This is a genomic window from Lysobacter sp. OAE881, from assembly GCF_040546665.1.
Classification (GTDB): Bacteria; Pseudomonadota; Gammaproteobacteria; order Xanthomonadales; family Xanthomonadaceae; genus Lysobacter_J; species Lysobacter_J soli.
In genome coordinates this window covers 28,035-46,814 of the sequence record NZ_JBEPOG010000001.1, presented here as the reverse complement: position 1 = coordinate 46,814, position 18,780 = coordinate 28,035, and the positions used below count along the sequence as shown (strand labels likewise).

Genomic DNA, 18,780 nt, shown 5'->3' with positions numbered 1-18,780 from the left:
CCATCGATCGAATCTGCTGATCTGACCTGCTGATCCAACCCTGCAACACCCGCGCCGGACGGCTGCCTCGAGGGGGCCGTCCGGCGCGAGCAGCCGGTGCGGGGACCGGGTACGGGCCGCGGCTACAATGACCGCATGACCGACCCGACTTCCTCGCCGCTGGCCGCTCTGAAGCCACTGGCCGGGCGCGCCCTCGAAACCGCCCTCAACCGCGCCCTCGCGCTCGATCCCGACACCCGCGACCAGTTGCGCGCCCTCGACGGGCGCCGCGTCGTGCTGCGCCTGTCCGCGCCCGCGCTCGCCTTGCAGGTACGCGTGGCGGGGGAACGGCTGGAAGTCGGCCCGGTCGCCGAAGACGAACCCGATCTCTCCGTGCGCGCGACGCTCGGCGGACTGCTATCGCAGCTGCCGTTCCTTCGCAACGACGACGCGCCGCCCGTCGGCAAGCTCCGCATCGAAGGCGATGCGGACCTCGCGCGTCGCCTGCAACGCCTTGCCGAACGATTCGATCCCGACTGGCAACAGCCCTTCGTGCGCGTGTTCGGCGAGATCGTCGGCGTGCAGGTCGCCAATGCCGTCGCCGCCGGCCTGCGTCATGCGCGCGGCGCGGCCGGTGCTTTCGCGACGAACGCCGCCGAATTCGTGACCGAGGAATCGCGCGACGTCGTGCCGCGCGAGGAACTCAACGCCTTCCACGACGACGTCGACACGCTGCGCGACGACGTCGAGCGCCTGGCCGCGCGCGTATCGCGGCTGCGCGCGCGCGCGCGGGGCGCCGCATGAAGCCGGTCTTCCGCGCCTGGCGCATCGGCCGCGTGCTGCTGCGCTACCGCCTGGACGACCTGCTCGACGACACGCCCGTCGAGGGCTGGCTGAAGCTCGCGCGCCCCTTCGTCCCGCGTGCATCGGTCGAGGTCGCGAACCTCTCGCGCGGCGCCCGCCTGCGCATGGCCCTGCAGGAACTCGGGCCGATCTTCGTCAAGTTCGGCCAGATCCTGTCGACGCGACGCGACCTGGTGCCGCCGGACGTCGCCGAGGAGCTCGCGCTGCTGCAGGATCGCGTGCTGCCGTTCGACGGCGAGACCGCGCGCGCGATCGTCGAGAACGCACTGCAGATGCCGGTGAGCCAGGCCTTCGCGACGTTCGACACCACGCCGCTGGCGTCGGCGTCGATCGCGCAGGTGCACGCGGCGACGTTGCCGCCGGACGCGAACGGCGTCTCGCGCGAGATCGTGGTGAAGGTGCTGCGTCCGGACATCGAGAAGCAGATTGCCGGCGACATCGCGCTGCTGAAGGCGGTCGCGGGCGTCGTCAATCGCACGCATCCGGCGGCCGACAAGATCCGCCCGCACCTGATCGTCGAGGAAATCGAGAACACGCTTGCCGCCGAGCTCGACCTGCAGCGCGAAGGCGCCAACGCCAGCGTGCTGCGGCGTTTCTGGCAGGACAGCGACGACCTCTACGTGCCGGAGGTGATCTGGTCGCACACCGCCGAGCGCGTGCTGACGCTGGAGCGCGTGTACGGCATTCCGTCGGACGACATCGCCGCGCTGGACGCGGCCGGCATCGATCGCCGCGCGCTCGCCGCCAAGGGCGTGCGCGTGTTCTACACCGAGGTCTTCCGCGACAACTTCTTCCACGCCGATGCGCACGCCGGCAACATCTGGGTCGACAGCGATCCCGCGCGCCGCGCGAACCCGCGTTTCATCGCGCTGGATTTCGGCATCGTCGGCCAGCTTTCGGACGAGGACCAGTACTACCTCGCCGAGAACTTCATGGCGATCTTCAACCGCGATTACCGCCGCATCGCCGAGCTGCACGTGCGCGCCGGCTGGATGCCGTCGCACATCCGCATCGACGAACTCGAGGCCGCCGCACGCGCGGTGTGCGAGCCGTATTTCACGCGGCCGCTGAGCGAGATCTCGCTGGCCGAGGTGCTGCTCAAGCTGTTCCGCACCGCGCAGCGTTACGAACTGACCCTGCAGCCGCAGCTGATCCTGCTGCAGAAGACGCTGCTGAACATCGAGGGCGTCGGTCGCCTGCTCGATCCGAAGCTCGACATCTGGGCGGTGGCACGGCCGGTGCTGCAGCGGATCCTCGTCGAGCGCTACAGCCCGCAGCGACTGGCGACGGAATTCCGCAAGCGCCTGCCGGAACTGGTGACGCACGCGCCGGAAATGCCGCGCCTGCTGCACGCGTGGCTGACGCAGCAGGTCGAAGGCAGGCATGAGTTGAACCTGCGTTCGCGCGACCTGGTCGAACTCAACCGCACGATCCACACCGCGCAGCGCAAGACCGTCGCGGCCGTGCTCGGCGTCGGCCTGCTGATCTGCGCGGCCGTGCTCTACGGCCTGGAAGCCGGCGGCCCGCGTTTCTGGTCGGTACCGGCGTCGGCGTGGATCGCCGGCCTCGGCGGCCTCTGGGCGCTGCTCGCGGCGTGGCCGCGTGGGCGCTGACGTTTCGGTCGAGCCGGCAGTCGACGACCTGCCGCCGCTCGACGTCATCCACGCCGACGACACGCTCGCCATCGTCAACAAGCCCGCGGGGCTGATGGTGCACGACAGTGCGCTGGCGCGCGGCGAGACGGACTTCGCGGCGGACCGTCTTCGCGAGCAGTTCGGAAAGCCCATCTTCCTTGTTCATCGTCTCGATCGCGCCACCAGCGGCTGCCTGCTGCTGGCGTTCGATCGCGAAACCGCATCGGCGCTCGGCAAGGTGCTGATGTCGCGCGAGGTCGAGAAGGAATACTGGGCCGTGTGCCGCGGCTGGCCGGAGGAGGCGTTCACCGTCGACCATCCGCTCGACGGCGGCCCGGGCAAGCCGCAGAAGAAGCCGGCGATCACGCACTTCCGGCGGCTGGCGACGACGGAGCTGTCGATGCCATCGGCGGGCTTCGACACCTCGCGCTACGCGCTGCTGAGCGCGACGCTCGACACCGGGCGTTTCCGCCAGATCCGTCGCCACCTGAAGCACCTGTCGCACCACCTGATCGGCGATACCAGCCACGGCGACGGCCGCCACAACCGCAATTTCCGCATGATGGGAATCCACCGGATGCTGTTGCACTCGCGGCGGCTCGCGTTCGTGCATCCGGGCAGCGGCGCGCGCGTGGAAGCGGTAGCGCCGGTCGATGCGGAATTCGCCAAGGCGCTGGCGTTGTTCGACGGATTCACCGGCGCATAAGGCGTTGCCGAAGCCCGCGTCATCCCGATTCGGCTAAAGTCGCGCCCCATGCTCGAGATCACGCCCCGTCTGTCGATTCCCGACTCGGAACTGGTCGAGCGCTTCGTGCGTTCGTCCGGTCCGGGCGGGCAGAACGTCAACAAGGTCGCCACGGCGGTCGAGTTGCGTTTCGACATCGCCACCTCGCCGTCGCTGCCCGAGCCCTTGCGCGAGCGGCTGCTGGCCAAGCGCGACCGCCGCATCACCGACGAGGGCGTGCTGGTGATCAGCGCGCAACGCTTCCGCACGCAGGACCGAAATCGCGAGGACGCGCGCGAGCGGCTCGCGGCGTTCATCGCGGGCGGCCTGGCCGTCGCGGCGCCGCGCATCGCGACCCGTCCGACCCGCGCGTCGAAGGAACGCCGGCTCAGCGGAAAGCGCGAACGCGGTACGATCAAGCGCGAGCGGACCCGGCGGGACTGGGACTGATCGACGCACCGAACCACCGCAGGATTCCACGAGGGGACATGTCCGACGCCGCTTCTCCGGTGCTGCCGCTGCCGCCCAGCGCGCCGCGCATCCACCGCAACGCCCTTGTCCGCTGGATCGGGCGGACCATCCTCCGACTCGGCGGCTGGCGCATGGAAGGCGCGTTCCCCGACCTGCCCAAACTGGTCCTGATCGGCGCGCCGCACTCGTCCAACTGGGATGGCGTTTGGGGCTTCGCGGTGGTGATGGCCACGGGCCTGGACCTGAAGGTGCTCGGCAAGGACACCCTGCTCAAGGCGCCGGTGGTCGGGCCGATCCTTAAGCGCCTGGGCGTGATCCCGGTGGACCGCAAGGCGGCGCAGGGGGTGGTCGAACAGGCCGCGCAGATGATCCGCGGCGCCGACAAGTTCTGGTACGGCCTGGCGCCGGAAGGCACGCGCAAGGTCGTGGAGAAGTGGAAGCCGGGCTTCTGGCGCATCGCCAAGGCCGCCGCGGTGCCGGTCGTGCCGGCGTACTTCCACTACGGGCGCCGCACCATCGGCATCGGCGCGCCGTTCGAGCTGACCGACCATTACGAATCCGACGTGGCCCGCATCCGTGAGTGGTACCGGAGCGTGTCCAACGGCAAGAACCACGACGCCTGACGCTCACGTGCGCGTGAGGTCGCTGATCGCTGCTTGAACGTCAGCGCTCGGACTGACCGGTCGAGTAATAATCCCCGCGTTCGAACAGCGCGGGCTTTATAAGCTCCACAAATGCCCGCGCCTGCGGGGACAAATACTTCCCCTTCCGGACCACTACGCCGTAGGTGCGCGAGGGAAAATACTCGGCCAGCGAGCGGGCGCAGAGCCGCTCGCGATCGGCTTCCGTGAGGCAGATCGCCGTGACGATGCTGATGCCCAGGCCCATCGCCACGTACTGCTTGATGACCTCCCAGCCGCCGACTTCCAGCGCCACGGTGTAGGGCACGCGGTTCTGCTGGAACACGAGGTCGATCAGGCGATAGGTCGTGAGCCGCTGCGGCGGCAGGATCAGGCCGAAGGGCGAGAGGTCGTCGAGCGCGATCGTCGCCTTCTGCGCCAGCGGATGGTCGCGCGGCGTAATCAGCATCGGCTCGAAACGGTAGACCGGCTCGTAGCTGAGGTCGGCCGGGACATCGAGCATCGAGCCCACGGCCAAGTCCACGCCGTCCGAACGCAGCAGGTCGAGACCGCCGGCGCCGGTGACGTTGTGCAGGCTCAGCCGGACCTCCGGGTGCGCGGCGCGGAAGGCTTCGACGATCCGCGGCAGCAGGTAGAGGATCGTCGAACTGCCCGCGGCGACGTTCAGCTCGCCCGCGTCCAGCCCGCGGATGCGCTCGTGGAAGGCCGCGTCGAGGCCATCGAGGCCTTCGACCAGCGGGCGGGCGAGGTCGTATAGCTCCTGACCCTCACGAGTGAGTGCGATACGGCGCCCGGTCCGTTCGAGCAGCCGCACGCCCAGTTCCCGTTCGAGCGCCTGCAATTGCAGCGTCACGGCCGGCTGGCTGAGGTACAGCGCCTCGGCCGCGCGGGAGACCGAACCCAGTCGCGCCGTCTGGCAGAAGGCGCGAAGGGGCTTGAGGCGATCGCCCTTGTAGGCGAAGCGCGGCGTGCCGGCGGCGTTCGAGCCCATTTCCTCAGTCTCATATTAGCTGGGCAAATGATATGCATTGACAAACCTTCATTGTCAAATAACAAACGCCAGCGCATGGTGGCTCCCCACGGTTACCACGGAGTTACAGCATGTCGGCAGTCATGGCGCAGCCCCAGCAGGCGGGCTTCCAGCAGGCCCGCGTCGAGGTCATCGCACAGGTCCCCGGCCAGACCGACGTACTGACGCCGGCCGCCCTGTCGTTCCTCGCCGGGCTCCACGCGCGGTTCGAACGCGTCCGCCAAGCACGGCTTGCCGCCCGCCGCGAACGCCAGGCGTTCTTCGACGCTGGCGGACTGCCGGACTTCCGTGAGGACACCAGGGCCATCCGTGCGGGCGAGTGGAAGGTGGCCCCGCTCCCGAAGGCGCTGCTCGACCGCCGCGTCGAGATCACCGGCCCGGTCGATCCGAAGATGGTGATCAACGCGCTGAACTCGGGCGCGAAGGTCTACATGGCCGACTTCGAGGACAGCACCTCGCCGACGTGGCCGAACCTGGTCGCCGGCCAGCGCGCGCTGTTCGACGCGGTGCGCGGCACGCTCGAATTCACCGCTGACACTGGCAAGCACTACGCGCTGCGTCCGTTCGAGGAGCAGGCGGTGCTGATGGTCCGGCCGCGCGGCTGGCACCTGGACGAGAAGCACGTGCTCGTCGACGGCACGCCGATGTCCGCCGGCCTGTTCGACCTGGGCCTGTTCGCGTTCCACAACGCGCGCGAGCTGATGGCGAAGGACCGCGGCCCGTACTTCTACCTGCCGAAGCTGCAGTCGATGGAAGAGGCGCAGCTGTGGAACGACGCGCTCGACCACATCGAGCGCGAACTGCGCCTGCCGCCGGGCCAGCTCAAGGTCACCGTGCTGATCGAGACGCTGCCGGCGGTGTTCGAGATGGACGAGATCCTGCACGCGCTGCGCACGCGCATCGCCGGCCTGAACTGCGGCCGCTGGGATTACGTGTTCTCGTACATCAAGACCTTCCGCGCGCATCGCGACAAGGTGCTTCCCGAGCGCGCGCAGGTGACGATGACGCAGCCGTTCCTGAAGTCGTATTCGGAACTGCTGATCCAGACCTGCCACAAGCGCGGCGCGCACGCGATGGGCGGCATGGCGGCGCAGATCCCGATCAGCGGCGACGAAGAGGCAAACGAAGCCGCGCTCGCGAAGGTCCGCGCCGACAAGCTGCGCGAAGTCACCGCCGGCCACGATGGCACGTGGGTCGCGCATCCGGCACTGATTCCGCTGGCGCAGGCGATCTTCGACGAACGCATGCCGACGCCGAACCAGCGCCACGTGCTGCGCGAGGACGTGTGGGTCACGCGCGACGATCTCATCAAGCCCTCGCTCGGCACGATCACGCGCGCAGGTTTCGAAGGCAACGTCGAGGTGTGCGTGCGATACCTCGCCGCGTGGCTCGACGGCAACGGCTGCGTGCCGATCCACTGGCTGATGGAAGACGCGGCCACGGCGGAAATCGCCCGCACGCAGCTGTGGCAGTGGCTGCATAGCGACGGTTTGTTCCTCGACGACGGCACGCCGGTCGATTTCGCGCTGCTCGAGCGCGCCTTCCTGAACCTGCCTTCGCGCCTCGGCGACCGCACGCGCATTCCCGGCGGAAGCCGCATCAACGAAGCGATCGGCGTGCTCGATCGCCTCACGCACGCCGACGAGCTGGAGGACTTCCTCACGTTGCCGGCGTACGCGCGCCTGGACTGACTCCTCATTCGCAACACGCCTGAGCTGTTCCGCTTTTCCATCATCGATACCGAAAGGAACACCGCCATGAGCACCACGCTGCAGACCGCCGAACAACTCCGCCACGACTGGGCAACCAACCCGCGCTGGGCCGGCATCACGCGTCCGTACTGCCCGCAGGACGTCGTGCGCCTGCGCGGCACGGTGCAGGTCGAGCATTCGATCGCCAAGCTCGGCGCGGAGAAGCTGTGGAATTCGTTGCACAGCGAGCCGTTCGTCAACGCGCTCGGCGCGCTCACCGGCAACCAGGCGATGCAGCAGGTGAAGGCCGGCCTGAAGGCGATCTATCTGTCGGGTTGGCAGGTCGCGGCCGACGCCAACATCGCCGGCGAGATGTACCCCGACCAGTCGCTGTATCCGGCCAACTCCGTGCCGCAGGTCGTGCGCCGCATCAACAACACGCTGCTGCGCGCCGACCAGATCCAGTGCGCCGAAGGCACGGGCGACGTCGATTTCCTGCAGCCGATCGTCGCCGACGCCGAAGCCGGTTTCGGTGGCGTGCTCAATGCGTTCGAACTGATGAAGGGCATGATCGAGGCCGGCGCCGCGGGCGTCCACTTCGAAGACCAGCTCGCCAGCGTGAAGAAGTGCGGCCACATGGGCGGCAAGGTGCTGGTGCCCACGCGCGAGGCGGTGGAAAAGCTCGTTGCCGCGCGCCTGGCCGCCGACGTCATGGGCGTGCCGACGCTGATCGTCGCCCGCACCGACGCCGAAGCCGCCGACCTCATCACCTCCGACATCGACGACAACGACAAGCCCTTCTGCACCGGCGAGCGCACCGTCGAAGGCTTCTACAAGACGAACAAGGGCCTGGACCAGGCGATCAGTCGCGGCCTGGCATACGCGCCGTACGCCGACCTGGTGTGGTGCGAGACCGGCAAGCCGGACCTGGAATTCGCCCGCAAGTTCGCCGAGGCGATCCACGCGAAGTTCCCCGGCAAGCTGCTGGCCTACAACTGCTCCCCGAGCTTCAACTGGAAGAAGAACCTGGACGACGCGACGATCGCCAAGTTCCAGAAGGAAATCGCGTCCTACGGCTACAAGTTCCAGTTCATCACGCTGGCCGGCTTCCACAGCCTGAACTACGGCATGTTCAACCTGGCGCACGGCTACGCGCGCCGCCAGATGAGCGCGTTCGTCGAGCTGCAGGAAGCGGAGTTCGCCGCGGCCGAGAAGGGCTTCACTGCGGTGAAGCACCAGCGCGAGGTCGGTACCGGCTACTTCGATGCGGTGACGCAGACCATCCAGGGCGGGCAGTCCTCGACCGTCGCGCTGAAGGGTTCGACCGAGGAAGAGCAGTTCCACGAGAAGCGGGCTGCGGCGGCGTAAGGCCTGACGCTTCCCTTCTCCCGCGCGCGGGAGAAGGTGCCCGCAGGGCGGATGAGGGCGGGCGTCGCCCTCACCCCAACCCCTCTCCCGCAAGCGGGAGAGGGGCTTCAAGACAGCGGTCGACCCCGCGGTCCAGCGCATTCAGGCCCACGCGTCCGGTCCCGGCGGCCCAGTCCGTTTCACACTGGATTCCGGTGCTATTCTCCAGCCTCCCCAGGGACTGGGCCCTCGTTGGATGACTCGTGACAGCGCGGCGTCTCTCCGGACGCGCGATTCCATCAACTCCGGCAAGTACGGCTCGGCGCCTGCGGACGTGGCGACGGCGGTGCTCACCGAAGCGGAATACGAGCTGTTCGCCGAACTGGGTCGCCCGCGCCGTGTCGAAGCCGGCCAACTGCTGTTCCGCCGGGGTGAACTGGGCACGACGATGTTCGTCATCGCCCGCGGCGTGGTGGACCTGGATTTCGGCGACGACCTCGTCGGCAAGCGCCTGGGCCCCAGCGAATTCTTCGGCGAACTCGGCCTGCTGATCGGCGATCACGTCCGGAGCGCTGACGCCGTGGCCGCCAGCGACGGCCTGCTGATCGAACTGCGCCACGAGGAATTCCAGCGTCTGGTCGATCGCGATCCGGGCCTGGTGTCGTATTTCCTGCGCCGCGCGATCCTGCGCGTGGTGCTGAACGAGCAGAGCCTGATCCGCCGCCTGCGTCGTCGCAACGAAGAACTTCAATCCGCGCTCGATAGCCTGTACGCGGCGACGCACCAGCTCAACCAGACTGAAGAGCTCGTCCGCACGGACGAACTCACGCGCCTGTACAACCGTCGCGCGCTGACGCTGCACCTGCAGGAACGCCGGGAACTTGGCGAGCAACGCAGCATGGGATTGCTCCTGGTCGACTGCGACCGCTTCAAGCAGGTCAACGACGACCACGGCCATCTCATCGGCGACCGCGTGCTGCAGGGCGTGGCGAACATCCTGCGCTCGGTGGCCGGGCCCGAGGACCTTGCCTGCCGCATCGGCGGCGACGAGTTCTGCCTGCTGGTGGTGTCGGACCAGCGCGAGGAGGTGATGCGCTTCGGCGACTTCATCGTCTCCACCGCGCAGGGCCTGATGCAGATGTCGCACGGAACGCCGCTGATGTGCCCGCTGAGCGTCGGTGCCTGCCTGATCGACCCCGCGCGCGACTGGAACGACGGATACGCACACGCCGACGCGGCGCTGTACCAGGCCAAGCGCCTGGGCGGCAATCGCGTGCATTGGCACGACATGGAACTGACTTCGGCCTGAGCCGACGGAGCGGACGGACGCGATGAACGAGATGACCCATCGCCCCTCGATCGAAGCGCCACAGCTGCGCACGCTGCTGCTGACCGACCTGTGCGATTCGACCACGCTGGTCGAGCGCATCGGCGACGTGCAGGCGGCCACGCTGTTCCGCGACCACGATCGACTGGTGCTGGATCTGCAGCAGCGCTGGCGCGGACGGTTGATCGACCGTTCCGATGGCCTGTTGCTGCTGTTCGAACGCCCCATCGACGGCTTGGGCTTCGCGCTCGACTACGTCCGCGAACTGCGCGAGATGGGCGACGCGCGCGGGCACGAACTGCGCGCGCGTGCGGGTTTGCATGTCGGCGAAGTGCTCACCTGGCGCAACAGCGACGAAGCGGTGCAGGTCGGCGCCAAGCCGCTGGAAGTCGAGGGTCTGGCCAAGCCGATGGCCGCGCGCCTGATGGCGATGGCGCGCCCCGGGCAGATCCTGCTGTCGGCCGTCGCCGAACCGCTGGCGCATCGCGCCGCGCGCGAACTGGGCGAACGCGGCCAGCACCTGCTGTGGAAATCGCACGGCCGCTGGCGCTTCAAGGGCGTGCCCGACGGCCAGCAGATCTACGAAGTCGGCGAGCCCGGCATCGCGCCGCTGCGCATGCCGCCGAACACGCCCAAGGCCTGGCGCGATCTTCCGCTGTGGCGTCGCCCCGCCGCGCTCGCCGCCGAGGCCGCGATCATCGCCGGCATCGGCGTGGGCGTCTGGTTCGCCACGCGCCCGGCGCCGGCGATCGCCTTCAACCAGCGCGACTGGGTCGTCGTTGCGGATGTCCGGAACCTGACTGGCGAAAGCGTGCTAGACGACTCGCTGCAGCAGGCATTCCGCATCAGCCTGGAGCAGTCGCGCTACGTCAACGTGCTAAGCGATCTGAAGGCGCGTGACACGTTGGCGCGGATGCGCCTGAAGCCGAACACCGTGCTTGATCGCGCGATTGCCTCGGAAATCGCGCTGCGTGACGGCGCTCGCGCCGTCATCCTGCCGACCGTGGCTGAAGTGGGCGGCAAGGTGCGTGTGAGCGCGGAGGTCGTCGATCCGCACACGCAGGCCACGATCCTCGCGAAATCCGCCGACGGCACGGGTCTGGGCTCGGTGCTCGCCAGCATCGACGTGGTGAGCACGGGCCTGCGTAGCGATCTCGGCGAGGCCGTCAACACGGTCGAACGCGATTCGCTGCCGCTCTCCAAGGTCAGCACGGCGAACCTCGATGCACTGCGTGCGTATTCGCTGGCCGAGATTTCCCATGCCAAGGGGGAATTTGCGCAGGCGCAGGCGCTTTATGAGAAGGCTACCCAGCTCGATCCCGATTTCGCGCTGGCGTGGATCGGCATCATGCGCGTGCGTTACGCGCAGGTGGACGCGCCGGGTGGCGAGGCATCGCTGCGCAAGGCTCAGGCGCTTCGCGACCGCCTCGCGCCGCGTGAAGCGATGTACGTTGATGCATGGGTCTCCCGCTTCGACAGGCCGGGCAAAACGACGAGCATGTGGTCGAACTTGGCCAAGCTCTACCCGGATTACCTTCCGGCCGCAAGCAACGCGGCGATGTGGCTGTTCACCGAGAATCGGTTCAAGGAGTCTCTCGCGTTCGCCACTGCAGCTGCCGTACCGCAGAACTCGACCATCGCAATCGACTACGACTCGATCGGTCGCGCCCGGCTGGCGTTGGGCGAGTACGACAAGGCTGCAGCGGCATTCGATCAGGCCTTAACGCGGGCGCCCGGCAGTAGCGCGCGGCGTCGAGCCGCAGTCGATGCCGCGCGCGGCGATTTCGTCTCGGCCCGCAAATGGCTGGATCGCGTCCCGGCGGACAATCTCCACGGGAACCTGGAGCGCGTTGCGGTCGCCATCGACCAGGGCAAGTGGAGCGAAGCGGGGCGGACCGCCGACAAGGCACTTCAAATGGCGCGCGAGACTGGAGGCCTGGACGCACGGACGTTCCTCATACCGGCCGCTGTCGTCGCCTGGAAACGCGACGACAAGTCGACGGCACTGCGGCATATCCGCGAGGCGGTCCAGCTAGCCCTGCAGTCGCTCGGGTCGGCAGGTGCGCTGGGCGCGGACGCCGAGGACGATGCCGTGCTCGCATTGGCCGCGGGCATGCTCGCCGTCAGACTGGGCGAGGTCGAAATCGCAAAGGGAGTGCTCGACAAATTTCCACAGCGGCCGGAACTGCTCGAAATTCCGGTTGTCTCCGAGTTCCACACGATCCTCCGCGCCGAAGTTTTGAGGGCGTCGGATAAACCTGCCGACGCGCTCCGATTGCTACTTCCGCTGACGACGGCGGGCCACGAACGGTTTCAGGCACGCGTCGCGTTGATGCAAGCGTACGAGGACCTAGGCGAAAACGAGAAGGCAGCCGAGCAGGCACGTTGGCTGCAACAGGCGCGTGGGCTGGCTTACATTGAGATGGCCTGCAACTCGTGTTTGCAGGCCCTCAACGTTGCCGACATCTCGAAAGCGGCAACGAAGGCGTGATTTTGCCCGGCGCATGCCAGACGGTCACGCTCAATCACTTCAGCGTGTACGTCGCATCCGACATTCGCGCATCGAGCTTCGGCGTGTTCTGGGCGAGACCCTGCGTAAGCATGGCCTTGATCTCCCCCCTCGCGGCTCGAATGGCATCCTTGGAGGCGAGATCCCGGACCCTGCAATCGCGGAACGGTTCCATTGCGGCAACGGGCGACACTTCGCCACACGCCGTCATCTGCCCTGGCGTTGGCGATTCGTAGCCGATCGTTCGCAGCGCGGCGAGGTGGTCGCGCTGGAAACGCTCGCGGAACAGGTCGTCGGTGCTCAGAAGGTCCAGAAGCCGGTCGGCCAAGGCCGGGTCCAGCGGTGCGGTCAGCGGCTTGTTCATCCCCAATCTTCCCCGTCAAAGAGCCCGTTGCGGGCCAATCCGGCAAAATCTAACCGGTATGTGCGTGCTGTCACAACCGCGGACGTATGACGTCCGACGTGCGGAAGGCAAACGCCCGGCCAGGGAGCGCTAACAGGTTTCGCCGACTCTGCATGTCGGCATGCGTTTCGACGCTGCGCTCCCCCTTCCGCGGAACAGCGCGCGCACGCACAGTAGCGGCTTCGCTGAAGGGAACCAGGCATGCGCATCCGTCGTTGTGGAGTGGTGTATTTCGAGCCGCGGGAACAGGTCGAGTTCGATCTTTCCCTCCTGTTGACCGGCGGCGATGGGCTCAATCGCGAGCGGCGCTGGCTCGCGCTCGCGCCGCATCTGGGCCAGGAAGTCGAGGTCGATGGCGACGAGCGCGAACTGCTTGGTGTGCTTAGCCCTGGTCAATGGATCGACGCGGATTCGATAGAGGCAGACGCGGATACACTCGCGCGCCTGCTGCGCGAAGGCCTGGTGGTCAGCGACGCGCCCGAACACGTCGACATGCGCGAACGCGACGAATCGCTGCGTCGCACGTACTGGCATCCGCTCGCGGCAACGCTGCACGCGTTCACGCGATGGAGCGGCGTGGACACCGTGCAGAACCAGAAGGACAGCGGCACCGAAACCGCGGTCGCGATGCGGCAGGTGCTCGGTGCGCCGCCGGTGGAAGCCGCGCGCCGCGTCGATGACGATGCGCGCGTGCGGCTTCCGCGCATCGCGCCGACCTCGTTCGACGAGCTGCTCGCGCGCCGTGCGACCTGCCGCAATTTCGATGCGTCGCGCACGTTGCCGTTCGACACGTTCGCGCAGGTGTTGCAGCGCGTGTTCGCCGCGCAGGCGGAAGTGCGCGTCACCGACGACACGGTGTTCCTGAAGAAGAACGTGCCGTCCGGCGGCGGCCTGCATCCGATGGAGTGCTACCTGATCGTGCAGCACGTCGACGGCGTCGCGCCGGGGCTGTACCACTACCAGTCGCAGGAGCACGCGCTGGAACCGTTGCCGGCGCCGGCCAAACCGCTGCGCGAGTTCGTGATGGACATGGTCGCGCAGCAACACTGGTTCGCCGACGCGCACGTCGTGGTGCTGCTCTCGCCGCGCTTCGATCGGACCTTCTGGAAATACCGGCACCACGCGAAGGGCTATCGCGTGATCGCGCTGGAAGGTGGCCACCTGTCGCAGACGCTGTACCTGGCCGCGACCGACGCCGGACTCGGCGCGTTCATCACCGGCGCGATCAACGAGGTCGAGCTGGAGCAGGCCTTCGGCCTGGACCCGATCCACCAGGGCGCCCTGGCGATCTGCGGTTTCGGCTGGCGCGGGCCCGTGATGGAGACGGCCGAGCTGGACCCGGCAGAGCGTGTCTGGCAACGGGCGGACGGCTGACCCGGTAGGCGGCCCGGCCTTGATGCGGTCCGAAGCCCGGTGTGATCGGCTGAATGGCCGATTTTGCAGGTCTAGGCAGTCGACATTGCCAAATCTGGCGCGCTATGTTTGGAGGCCCACCACAAGGATTGTCGCAATGCGTGCCATCCGCTTCGTTTCCGCCGCCCTCCTGAGCCTGGCGCTCGTCGCCCCGGCCGCGTTCGCGTCCGTCGACAGCCGCGTGCTGATGCTCGACGACATCCGTACCCAGCAGACCGAGATTCGCGACGGCGTGGAAGCACGCACCGGTCGGTACAAGGACCTGTCGAGCTCGCAACGCAGCGAGCTGCTCACCAAGCAGGCGCGCATGCTGCAGACCATCGAAGGCAAGCATTCCACCGCCGAACTCAACGACCAGCAGAAGACCGAAGTCTTCAACACGCTGGAGTGGATCGAAGCGGTAGTGAACAACGATGGCGAAGACCGCATGGTCTGCGAACGTCGCCCGGTACTCGGCAGCACCCGCAAGGAGCGCGTCTGCAAGACCGCTACCCAGTGGCGCGAAGAGCGCGAAGCGGCACGCAACATGATGGATTCCCGCGGCAGCTGCATGGACTGCAAGAGCAACTGATCGCGACGCATCTGGCGTCGTAACCGGAGCCGGCCCGCCGGCTCCTGCGGCATCGGCAGGGGGATTGCATGAACAAGCAAGCGCACTGGGGAGTGTGGCTGGCCTTGACGATCGCGTGCTCGGCGTCGCTCACGGCGATCGCGCAGGACGAAGCTCCGGCACCGCAGAAGCTCGAACGCATCCTCGCGCAGCAGCAGGAACTCAAGCGCGATCTCGACGCGGGCAAGACCGACGGCCTGACGACGCGACAGGTCAATGCGATCCGCAAGGCGCAGGTGGATGTCTTCGCGGTCACGGAAGGCAAGACCACGCTCGATCAACTGTCGATGGACGACAAGGTCCGGCTCGAGAACGCACTGGAGCGGATCAACGCCGAAGTGAAGAACACACGCGCCGGCCACGATGAAAAGCAGGTCTGCTGGCGTGAGCGCGCGTCCGGTACCACGATGAAGGTGACCCGCTGTGGCACCGAAGCCGAGAAGCGCGAGGCACGCGAAGGCGCGCGCGACTACCTGGATCGCCCGAAGGTGTGCGGCGATCGCTGCGGCTGATCGCTGGGAAGCGCGTTGGCCAGGCCCGTACACGGTTCGACGTGAGCAAGCACGCCGGACGTTGTCGTTCGCGATTGGCTCGCCGACTCGCCGCTCCCCGAAGACTCACGCCACCGCGGCTTCCATCCCGCGCGTTGCGCGTCGCAGCGAAATGGCTTCCGTCAGGTGGGCCGTGCCGATGACGTCCGCGCCGTCGAGGTCGGCGATCGTTCGTGCGACACGCATGATCCGGTGCATCGAGCGTGCCGACAGCTGCAGGGCGTCCACGGCGCGTTCGAGCAGCAGCCGGTCGGCGTCGGCGAGCCGACACGCGGCTGCGGTCTCGGGCTGGTCGAGCACCGCGTTCGTCTTCCCGGCGCGCGCATGCTGCCGCCCGCGGGCTTCGACGACGCGTGCGCGTACGGTCTCGGTGGATTCGCCGGCGGGCGCGTCCGGTCGCAGCGCGGCGGGCGGCAGTCGCGCGACTTCGACATGCAGGTCGATGCGATCGAGCAGCGGCCCCGACACGCGGCCTCGATAGCGTCGCACGGCGTCCGGACTGCAACGGCATCGTCCGGACGGATCGCCGGCCCAGCCGCAGGGGCAGGGATTCATTGCCGCCACGAGCTGAAATCGCGCCGGAAACTCCGCACTGCGCGCCGCGCGCGACACGGTGATGACGCCGGACTCCAGCGGTTCGCGCAGGACTTCCAGCGCGCGGCGATCCCATTCGGGCAATTCGTCCAGGAAGAGCACGCCTTGGTGCGCAAGCGAGATCTCGCCCGGCCGCGGCTGCGCGCCACCGCCGACCAGCGCGACCGCACTGGCGGTGTGGTGCGGCGATCGAAAGGGCCGCGCGCGCCAACGCGCCGGATCGAGCCCGCGCCCGCTGACCGACGCGATCGCCGCCGCTTCCAGCGCCTCGCTTTCGGTCGCCTCCGGCAACAGACCCGGGAGGCGCGACGCCAGCAACGTCTTGCCGCAACCGGGCGGGCCGATCAGAAGAAGGTGGTGACCGCCGGCCGCGGCGATCTCCAGCGCGCGTCGCGCTTGGGCTTGGCCACGCACGTCGGCGAGGTCCGGTCCGGGTGTGCGTTCAAGTGCGGGCGCTTCGGCGAACGGAAGCGGCTTGCGCCCCGTGAGGTGCGCGCAGACTTCCAGCAACGTGCGCGCCGTGCGGACTTCGACGCGGCTGGCCAGCGCGGCTTCGGCGCCGTTTCCCGCCGGGACGATCAGTTTCCGCCCCGCATCGCCGGCGGCCAGAGCCGCAGGCAGCACGCCGTCGACCGCGCGCAGTTCGCCCGTGAGTCCGAGCTCGCCAAGGAATTCGCCGTCGGCCAGCGCCTCCAGCGGGATCTGTCCGCTGGCCGCGAGGATGCCCAGCGCGATGGGCAGGTCGAAGCGGCCTCCGTCCTTGGGCAGGTCGGCGGGCGCGAGGTTGACCGTGATGCGGCGTGCCGGGAACTCGAACTGCGCGCAGAGGATCGCCGCGCGCACGCGATCCTTCGATTCGCGTACCGCCGCTTCGGGCAAACCGACGATGGACATTGCGGGCAATCCGCCCGCCAGATGCACTTCAACGCGTACTGCGGGCGCACGGACGCCCGATCGTGCACGGCTGTGCACGAGTGCCAGGTTCATGGGATTGGCCGCTTAGTGGTGCGGCTGCGACAGCGTTCCGGACTGCGAGGACGGCGGCTCGGACTGCGAGAGCTGCGTCTCCAGTTCGGCGACGGTGCGCTGCAGTTCTTCGAGCTTCTCGCGCGTGCGAAGCAGGACCGCGCGCTGGACTTCGAACTCCTCGCGCGTCACCAGATCGAGCTTGGCCAGCCCGGACTGCAGCACGGCCTTGAAGTTCTGCTGCAGTTCCTCGCGCCCTTCGCGGACGCTCGGGGGGACCAGGGTGCTCAGGCGGCGGGCGAGATCGTCGATGGGATTCAGGTCGATCATGGTGAGGGATGGTCCTCGGGTGTTCCCGCCAGAGTGGGGGGTCGGCCGTGAGGACGCCGTCGGCATGGGCCGCGGCGGAATGTGGGGGAAGTCCGAAAGTGGCGTCACTCTACCCGAGACCCCACCCGGGGCGGCACCGTCTTCGTTATCCTCCCGCCACGATCGAAGGCGATCGCAGGAGAACGTAGCGATGAAGATGGTCATGGCGGTGATCAAGCCGTTCAAGCTCGACGACGTGCGCGAAGCGCTCGCCGAGGCCGGCGTGGCGGGCATCACCGCGACCGAGGTGAAGGGCTTCGGGCGCCAGAAGGGTCATACCGAGCTCTACCGCGGCGCCGAGTACGTGGTCGACTTCCTGCCCAAGATCAAGCTGGAAGTCGCCGTGACCGACGAGCAGGTCGACGGCGTCGTCGAGGCGATCATGAAGGCCGCCGGCACGGGCAAGATCGGCGACGGCAAGATCTTCGTCTGGGACCTGGAACGCGCCGTGCGCATCCGCACCGGCGAGCTGGACGGCGACGCGCTGTAATCCATCCGCCGTTCGCCGGCGACGCCGGCAGGCCATCCATCGAAAATGACGTCATGACGCGCCTTCCCGGACTCGACCTGCTCCGCGCGATCGCGGTGGTGTGGGTGATGCTCTTCCATTCCTTCCTCGTCGGCGGACTCGGGCCGGACTTCAAGTGGCTCGAGCGCTACGGCTGGATGGGCGTGGACATCTTCTTCGTGCTGAGCGGCTTCCTCATCGGCCGCCAGGTGCTGGCGCCGCTCGCGCGCGGCGAACGGCTCTCCTTCAGCGACTTCTACGCGCGGCGCGCCTGGCGGATCCTGCCGGCGTTCGTCGTGGTGCTCGCGATCTACGTGGCGTTTCCGCAATGGCGTGAAGCCGAAGGCCTGGCGCCGTGGTGGATGTTCGCGACCTTCACCTTCAACCTGCTGGTCGACTACGGCACGCAGCAGGCGTTCTCGCACGCGTGGTCGCTCTGCGTGGAGGAGCACTTCTACCTCGTGTTCCCCGCGCTTGCCGTGTTCATGGCGAAGCGGCCTTCGGTCGGGAAGTTCGTGGGCCTGTGCGCGTTCGTCGTGGTCGGCGGCATCGCGGTGCGTGCCGGCACGTGGCTCCACTACGACGCCGTGCAGCCCGACCGGCCGTGGTTCGTCGAGGACCTGTATTACCCGACGTGGTGCCGCCTCGACGGGCTGCTCGCGGGCGTGGTGCTGGCCGTGATCGCGGTGTACCGCCCGGCCACGTGGGAGCGCCTGACGCGCTCGGGCAACGCGTTCCTGATGCTCGGCGTGGCCGGCATGGCGCTGGCGTTCTGGCTGTTCGCGCAGCGCACTGGTCTGGTCGGCAATGCGGTCGGCTGGCCGGTGCTCTCGTGGTCCATCGCGTGCCTCGTCGTCGCCGGTGCGAGTTCGCGAAGCTGGATCGGACGCCGCGCGCTGCCCGGCGCGGGATGGATCGCCGCGATCTCCTATAGCCTCTACCTGAGCCACAAGCTCGTGTTCGCCGCGGTGGATCGCACGTGGGGCGACGCGCTCGTGGGACAGGGCTTCGCGACGTTCGCCGTATATGCGGTGGCGACGCTCGCCGGTGGCGCCGCGCTGCATTACGCCGTCGAGCGCCCCTTCCTGCGCCTGCGCGAACGTCGCCGCCGCGCCGCGCGGTTGCGGCTGGCCGACGCGGCGGCCTGAG

Annotated in this window: 18 protein-coding genes; 14 read left to right on the top strand and 4 right to left on the bottom strand. The window is 68.0% G+C overall.

From position 1 onward, the window contains the following. The first annotated feature begins 135 nt into the window (after nt 1–135). Genes ABIE51_RS00225 through ABIE51_RS00205 form a run of 5 tightly spaced genes read left to right on the top strand, consistent with a single transcriptional unit; the run spans nt 136 to nt 4,295 of the window. Nucleotides 136–783, top strand: coding sequence for a ubiquinone biosynthesis accessory factor UbiJ (locus ABIE51_RS00225; protein ID WP_115844373.1), 648 nt, complete (start codon nt 136–138; stop codon nt 781–783). Beyond that, nucleotides 780–2,456, top strand: coding sequence for a ubiquinone biosynthesis regulatory protein kinase UbiB (gene ubiB / locus ABIE51_RS00220; RefSeq protein ID WP_192631794.1), 1,677 nt, complete (start codon nt 780–782; stop codon nt 2,454–2,456). Before ABIE51_RS00225 ends, ubiB begins: the two co-directional genes overlap by 4 nt. Before the next feature lie 28 nt (nt 2,457–2,484). Further along, complete coding sequence (locus ABIE51_RS00215) at nt 2,485–3,183, top strand: pseudouridine synthase (RefSeq protein WP_502913317.1); 699 nt, start codon at nt 2,485–2,487, stop codon at nt 3,181–3,183. Nucleotides 3,184–3,231: 48 nt separating this feature from the next. Continuing rightward, nucleotides 3,232–3,651, top strand: coding sequence for an alternative ribosome rescue aminoacyl-tRNA hydrolase ArfB (gene arfB / locus ABIE51_RS00210; RefSeq protein WP_157031396.1), 420 nt, complete (start codon nt 3,232–3,234; stop codon nt 3,649–3,651). A 38-nt stretch (nt 3,652–3,689) separates the two neighbouring features. Then, a complete protein-coding gene (locus tag ABIE51_RS00205; RefSeq protein WP_115844364.1) occupies nt 3,690–4,295 on the top strand; it encodes a lysophospholipid acyltransferase family protein in 606 nt (201 codons plus the stop codon). 40 nt (nt 4,296–4,335) lie between these two features. Here ABIE51_RS00205 and ABIE51_RS00200 read toward each other — a convergent pair whose 3' ends face one another. Continuing rightward, nucleotides 4,336–5,304: a LysR family transcriptional regulator gene (locus ABIE51_RS00200; protein WP_115844362.1), complete on the bottom strand. Its 969-nt coding sequence runs from the start codon at nt 5,302–5,304 to the stop codon at nt 4,336–4,338. Between the two features lie 110 nt (nt 5,305–5,414). Between ABIE51_RS00200 and aceB the strand changes: the two genes are divergently transcribed. The 4 genes from aceB to ABIE51_RS00180 all read left to right on the top strand — a co-directional run bounded on the left by aceB (nt 5,415) and on the right by ABIE51_RS00180 (nt 12,199). Continuing rightward, a complete protein-coding gene (aceB, locus tag ABIE51_RS00195) occupies nt 5,415–7,034 on the top strand; it encodes a malate synthase A (RefSeq protein ID WP_192631792.1) in 1,620 nt (539 codons plus the stop codon). A gap of 66 nt (nt 7,035–7,100) precedes the next feature. Next, the gene (gene aceA, locus ABIE51_RS00190; RefSeq protein ID WP_192631791.1) at nt 7,101–8,402 is read left to right on the top strand and encodes an isocitrate lyase; all 1,302 of its coding nucleotides are present in this window, start codon (nt 7,101–7,103) and stop codon (nt 8,400–8,402) included. A 235-nt stretch (nt 8,403–8,637) separates the two neighbouring features. After that, on the top strand, nt 8,638–9,690 hold the full coding sequence (locus ABIE51_RS00185; protein ID WP_192631790.1) for a GGDEF domain-containing protein: 1,053 nt from the start codon (nt 8,638–8,640) through the stop codon (nt 9,688–9,690). A gap of 22 nt (nt 9,691–9,712) precedes the next feature. Beyond that, on the top strand, nt 9,713–12,199 hold the full coding sequence (locus ABIE51_RS00180; protein WP_192631789.1) for a putative peptide modification system cyclase: 2,487 nt from the start codon (nt 9,713–9,715) through the stop codon (nt 12,197–12,199). Nucleotides 12,200–12,233: 34 nt separating this feature from the next. Here ABIE51_RS00180 and ABIE51_RS00175 read toward each other — a convergent pair whose 3' ends face one another. After that, complete coding sequence (locus tag ABIE51_RS00175; protein ID WP_192631788.1) at nt 12,234–12,581, bottom strand: NHLP-related RiPP peptide; 348 nt, start codon at nt 12,579–12,581, stop codon at nt 12,234–12,236. Between the two features lie 240 nt (nt 12,582–12,821). On the opposite strand from ABIE51_RS00175, the gene ABIE51_RS00170 reads away from it, so the two are divergent. The 3 genes from ABIE51_RS00170 to ABIE51_RS00160 all read left to right on the top strand — a co-directional run bounded on the left by ABIE51_RS00170 (nt 12,822) and on the right by ABIE51_RS00160 (nt 15,155). Further along, nucleotides 12,822–13,994 (top strand): putative peptide maturation dehydrogenase, encoded by a 1,173-nt coding sequence (locus ABIE51_RS00170; protein WP_192631787.1) that lies wholly within the window; start codon nt 12,822–12,824, stop codon nt 13,992–13,994. 136 nt (nt 13,995–14,130) lie between these two features. Then, nucleotides 14,131–14,604, top strand: a complete 474-nt coding sequence (locus ABIE51_RS00165) for a hypothetical protein (RefSeq protein WP_192631786.1) — start codon at nt 14,131–14,133, stop codon at nt 14,602–14,604. 68 nt (nt 14,605–14,672) lie between these two features. Continuing rightward, the gene (locus ABIE51_RS00160; RefSeq protein WP_192631785.1) at nt 14,673–15,155 is read left to right on the top strand and encodes a hypothetical protein; all 483 of its coding nucleotides are present in this window, start codon (nt 14,673–14,675) and stop codon (nt 15,153–15,155) included. A gap of 105 nt (nt 15,156–15,260) precedes the next feature. On the opposite strand, the gene ABIE51_RS00155 is transcribed toward ABIE51_RS00160, so the two are convergent. Further along, nucleotides 15,261–16,775: a YifB family Mg chelatase-like AAA ATPase gene (locus ABIE51_RS00155; protein WP_192631784.1), complete on the bottom strand. Its 1,515-nt coding sequence runs from the start codon at nt 16,773–16,775 to the stop codon at nt 15,261–15,263. A 12-nt stretch (nt 16,776–16,787) separates the two neighbouring features. Further along, the gene (gene ubiK / locus ABIE51_RS00150) at nt 16,788–17,084 is read right to left on the bottom strand and encodes a ubiquinone biosynthesis accessory factor UbiK (protein WP_115844335.1); all 297 of its coding nucleotides are present in this window, start codon (nt 17,082–17,084) and stop codon (nt 16,788–16,790) included. Nucleotides 17,085–17,274: 190 nt separating this feature from the next. On the opposite strand from ubiK, the gene ABIE51_RS00145 reads away from it, so the two are divergent. Together ABIE51_RS00145 and ABIE51_RS00140 are read left to right on the top strand one after the other, a co-directional pair. Further along, entirely contained in the window at nt 17,275–17,613 is a 339-nt protein-coding gene (locus ABIE51_RS00145) for a P-II family nitrogen regulator (RefSeq protein WP_115844333.1), read from the top strand. Between the two features lie 53 nt (nt 17,614–17,666). Continuing rightward, nucleotides 17,667–18,779: an acyltransferase family protein gene (locus ABIE51_RS00140; RefSeq protein WP_192631783.1), complete on the top strand. Its 1,113-nt coding sequence runs from the start codon at nt 17,667–17,669 to the stop codon at nt 18,777–18,779. The last annotated feature ends 1 nt before the right edge of the window (nt 18,780 follow it).

Bases quoted from the DNA above. Each gene is read 5' to 3' on its own strand.
- ABIE51_RS00200 (WP_115844362.1), bottom strand. From the start codon at position 5,304: ATGGGCTCGAACGCCGCCGGCACGCCGCGCTTCGCCTACAAGGGCGAT.
- ABIE51_RS00145 (WP_115844333.1), top strand. From the start codon at position 17,275: ATGAAGATGGTCATGGCGGTGATCAAGCCGTTCAAGCTCGACGACGTG.
- ABIE51_RS00140 (WP_192631783.1), top strand. From the start codon at position 17,667: ATGACGCGCCTTCCCGGACTCGACCTGCTCCGCGCGATCGCGGTGGTG.
- ABIE51_RS00175 (WP_192631788.1), bottom strand. From the start codon at position 12,581: ATGAACAAGCCGCTGACCGCACCGCTGGACCCGGCCTTGGCCGACCGG.
- aceB (WP_192631792.1), top strand. From the start codon at position 5,415: ATGTCGGCAGTCATGGCGCAGCCCCAGCAGGCGGGCTTCCAGCAGGCC.
- ABIE51_RS00225 (WP_115844373.1), top strand. From the start codon at position 136: ATGACCGACCCGACTTCCTCGCCGCTGGCCGCTCTGAAGCCACTGGCC.
- ABIE51_RS00205 (WP_115844364.1), top strand. From the start codon at position 3,690: ATGTCCGACGCCGCTTCTCCGGTGCTGCCGCTGCCGCCCAGCGCGCCG.
- ABIE51_RS00170 (WP_192631787.1), top strand. From the start codon at position 12,822: ATGCGCATCCGTCGTTGTGGAGTGGTGTATTTCGAGCCGCGGGAACAG.
- ABIE51_RS00155 (WP_192631784.1), bottom strand. From the start codon at position 16,775: ATGAACCTGGCACTCGTGCACAGCCGTGCACGATCGGGCGTCCGTGCG.
- arfB (WP_157031396.1), top strand. From the start codon at position 3,232: ATGCTCGAGATCACGCCCCGTCTGTCGATTCCCGACTCGGAACTGGTC.
- aceA (WP_192631791.1), top strand. From the start codon at position 7,101: ATGAGCACCACGCTGCAGACCGCCGAACAACTCCGCCACGACTGGGCA.
- ubiK (WP_115844335.1), bottom strand. From the start codon at position 17,084: ATGATCGACCTGAATCCCATCGACGATCTCGCCCGCCGCCTGAGCACC.
- ABIE51_RS00160 (WP_192631785.1), top strand. From the start codon at position 14,673: ATGAACAAGCAAGCGCACTGGGGAGTGTGGCTGGCCTTGACGATCGCG.
- ABIE51_RS00180 (WP_192631789.1), top strand. From the start codon at position 9,713: ATGAACGAGATGACCCATCGCCCCTCGATCGAAGCGCCACAGCTGCGC.
- ubiB (WP_192631794.1), top strand. From the start codon at position 780: ATGAAGCCGGTCTTCCGCGCCTGGCGCATCGGCCGCGTGCTGCTGCGC.
- ABIE51_RS00165 (WP_192631786.1), top strand. From the start codon at position 14,131: ATGCGTGCCATCCGCTTCGTTTCCGCCGCCCTCCTGAGCCTGGCGCTC.
- ABIE51_RS00185 (WP_192631790.1), top strand. From the start codon at position 8,638: ATGACTCGTGACAGCGCGGCGTCTCTCCGGACGCGCGATTCCATCAAC.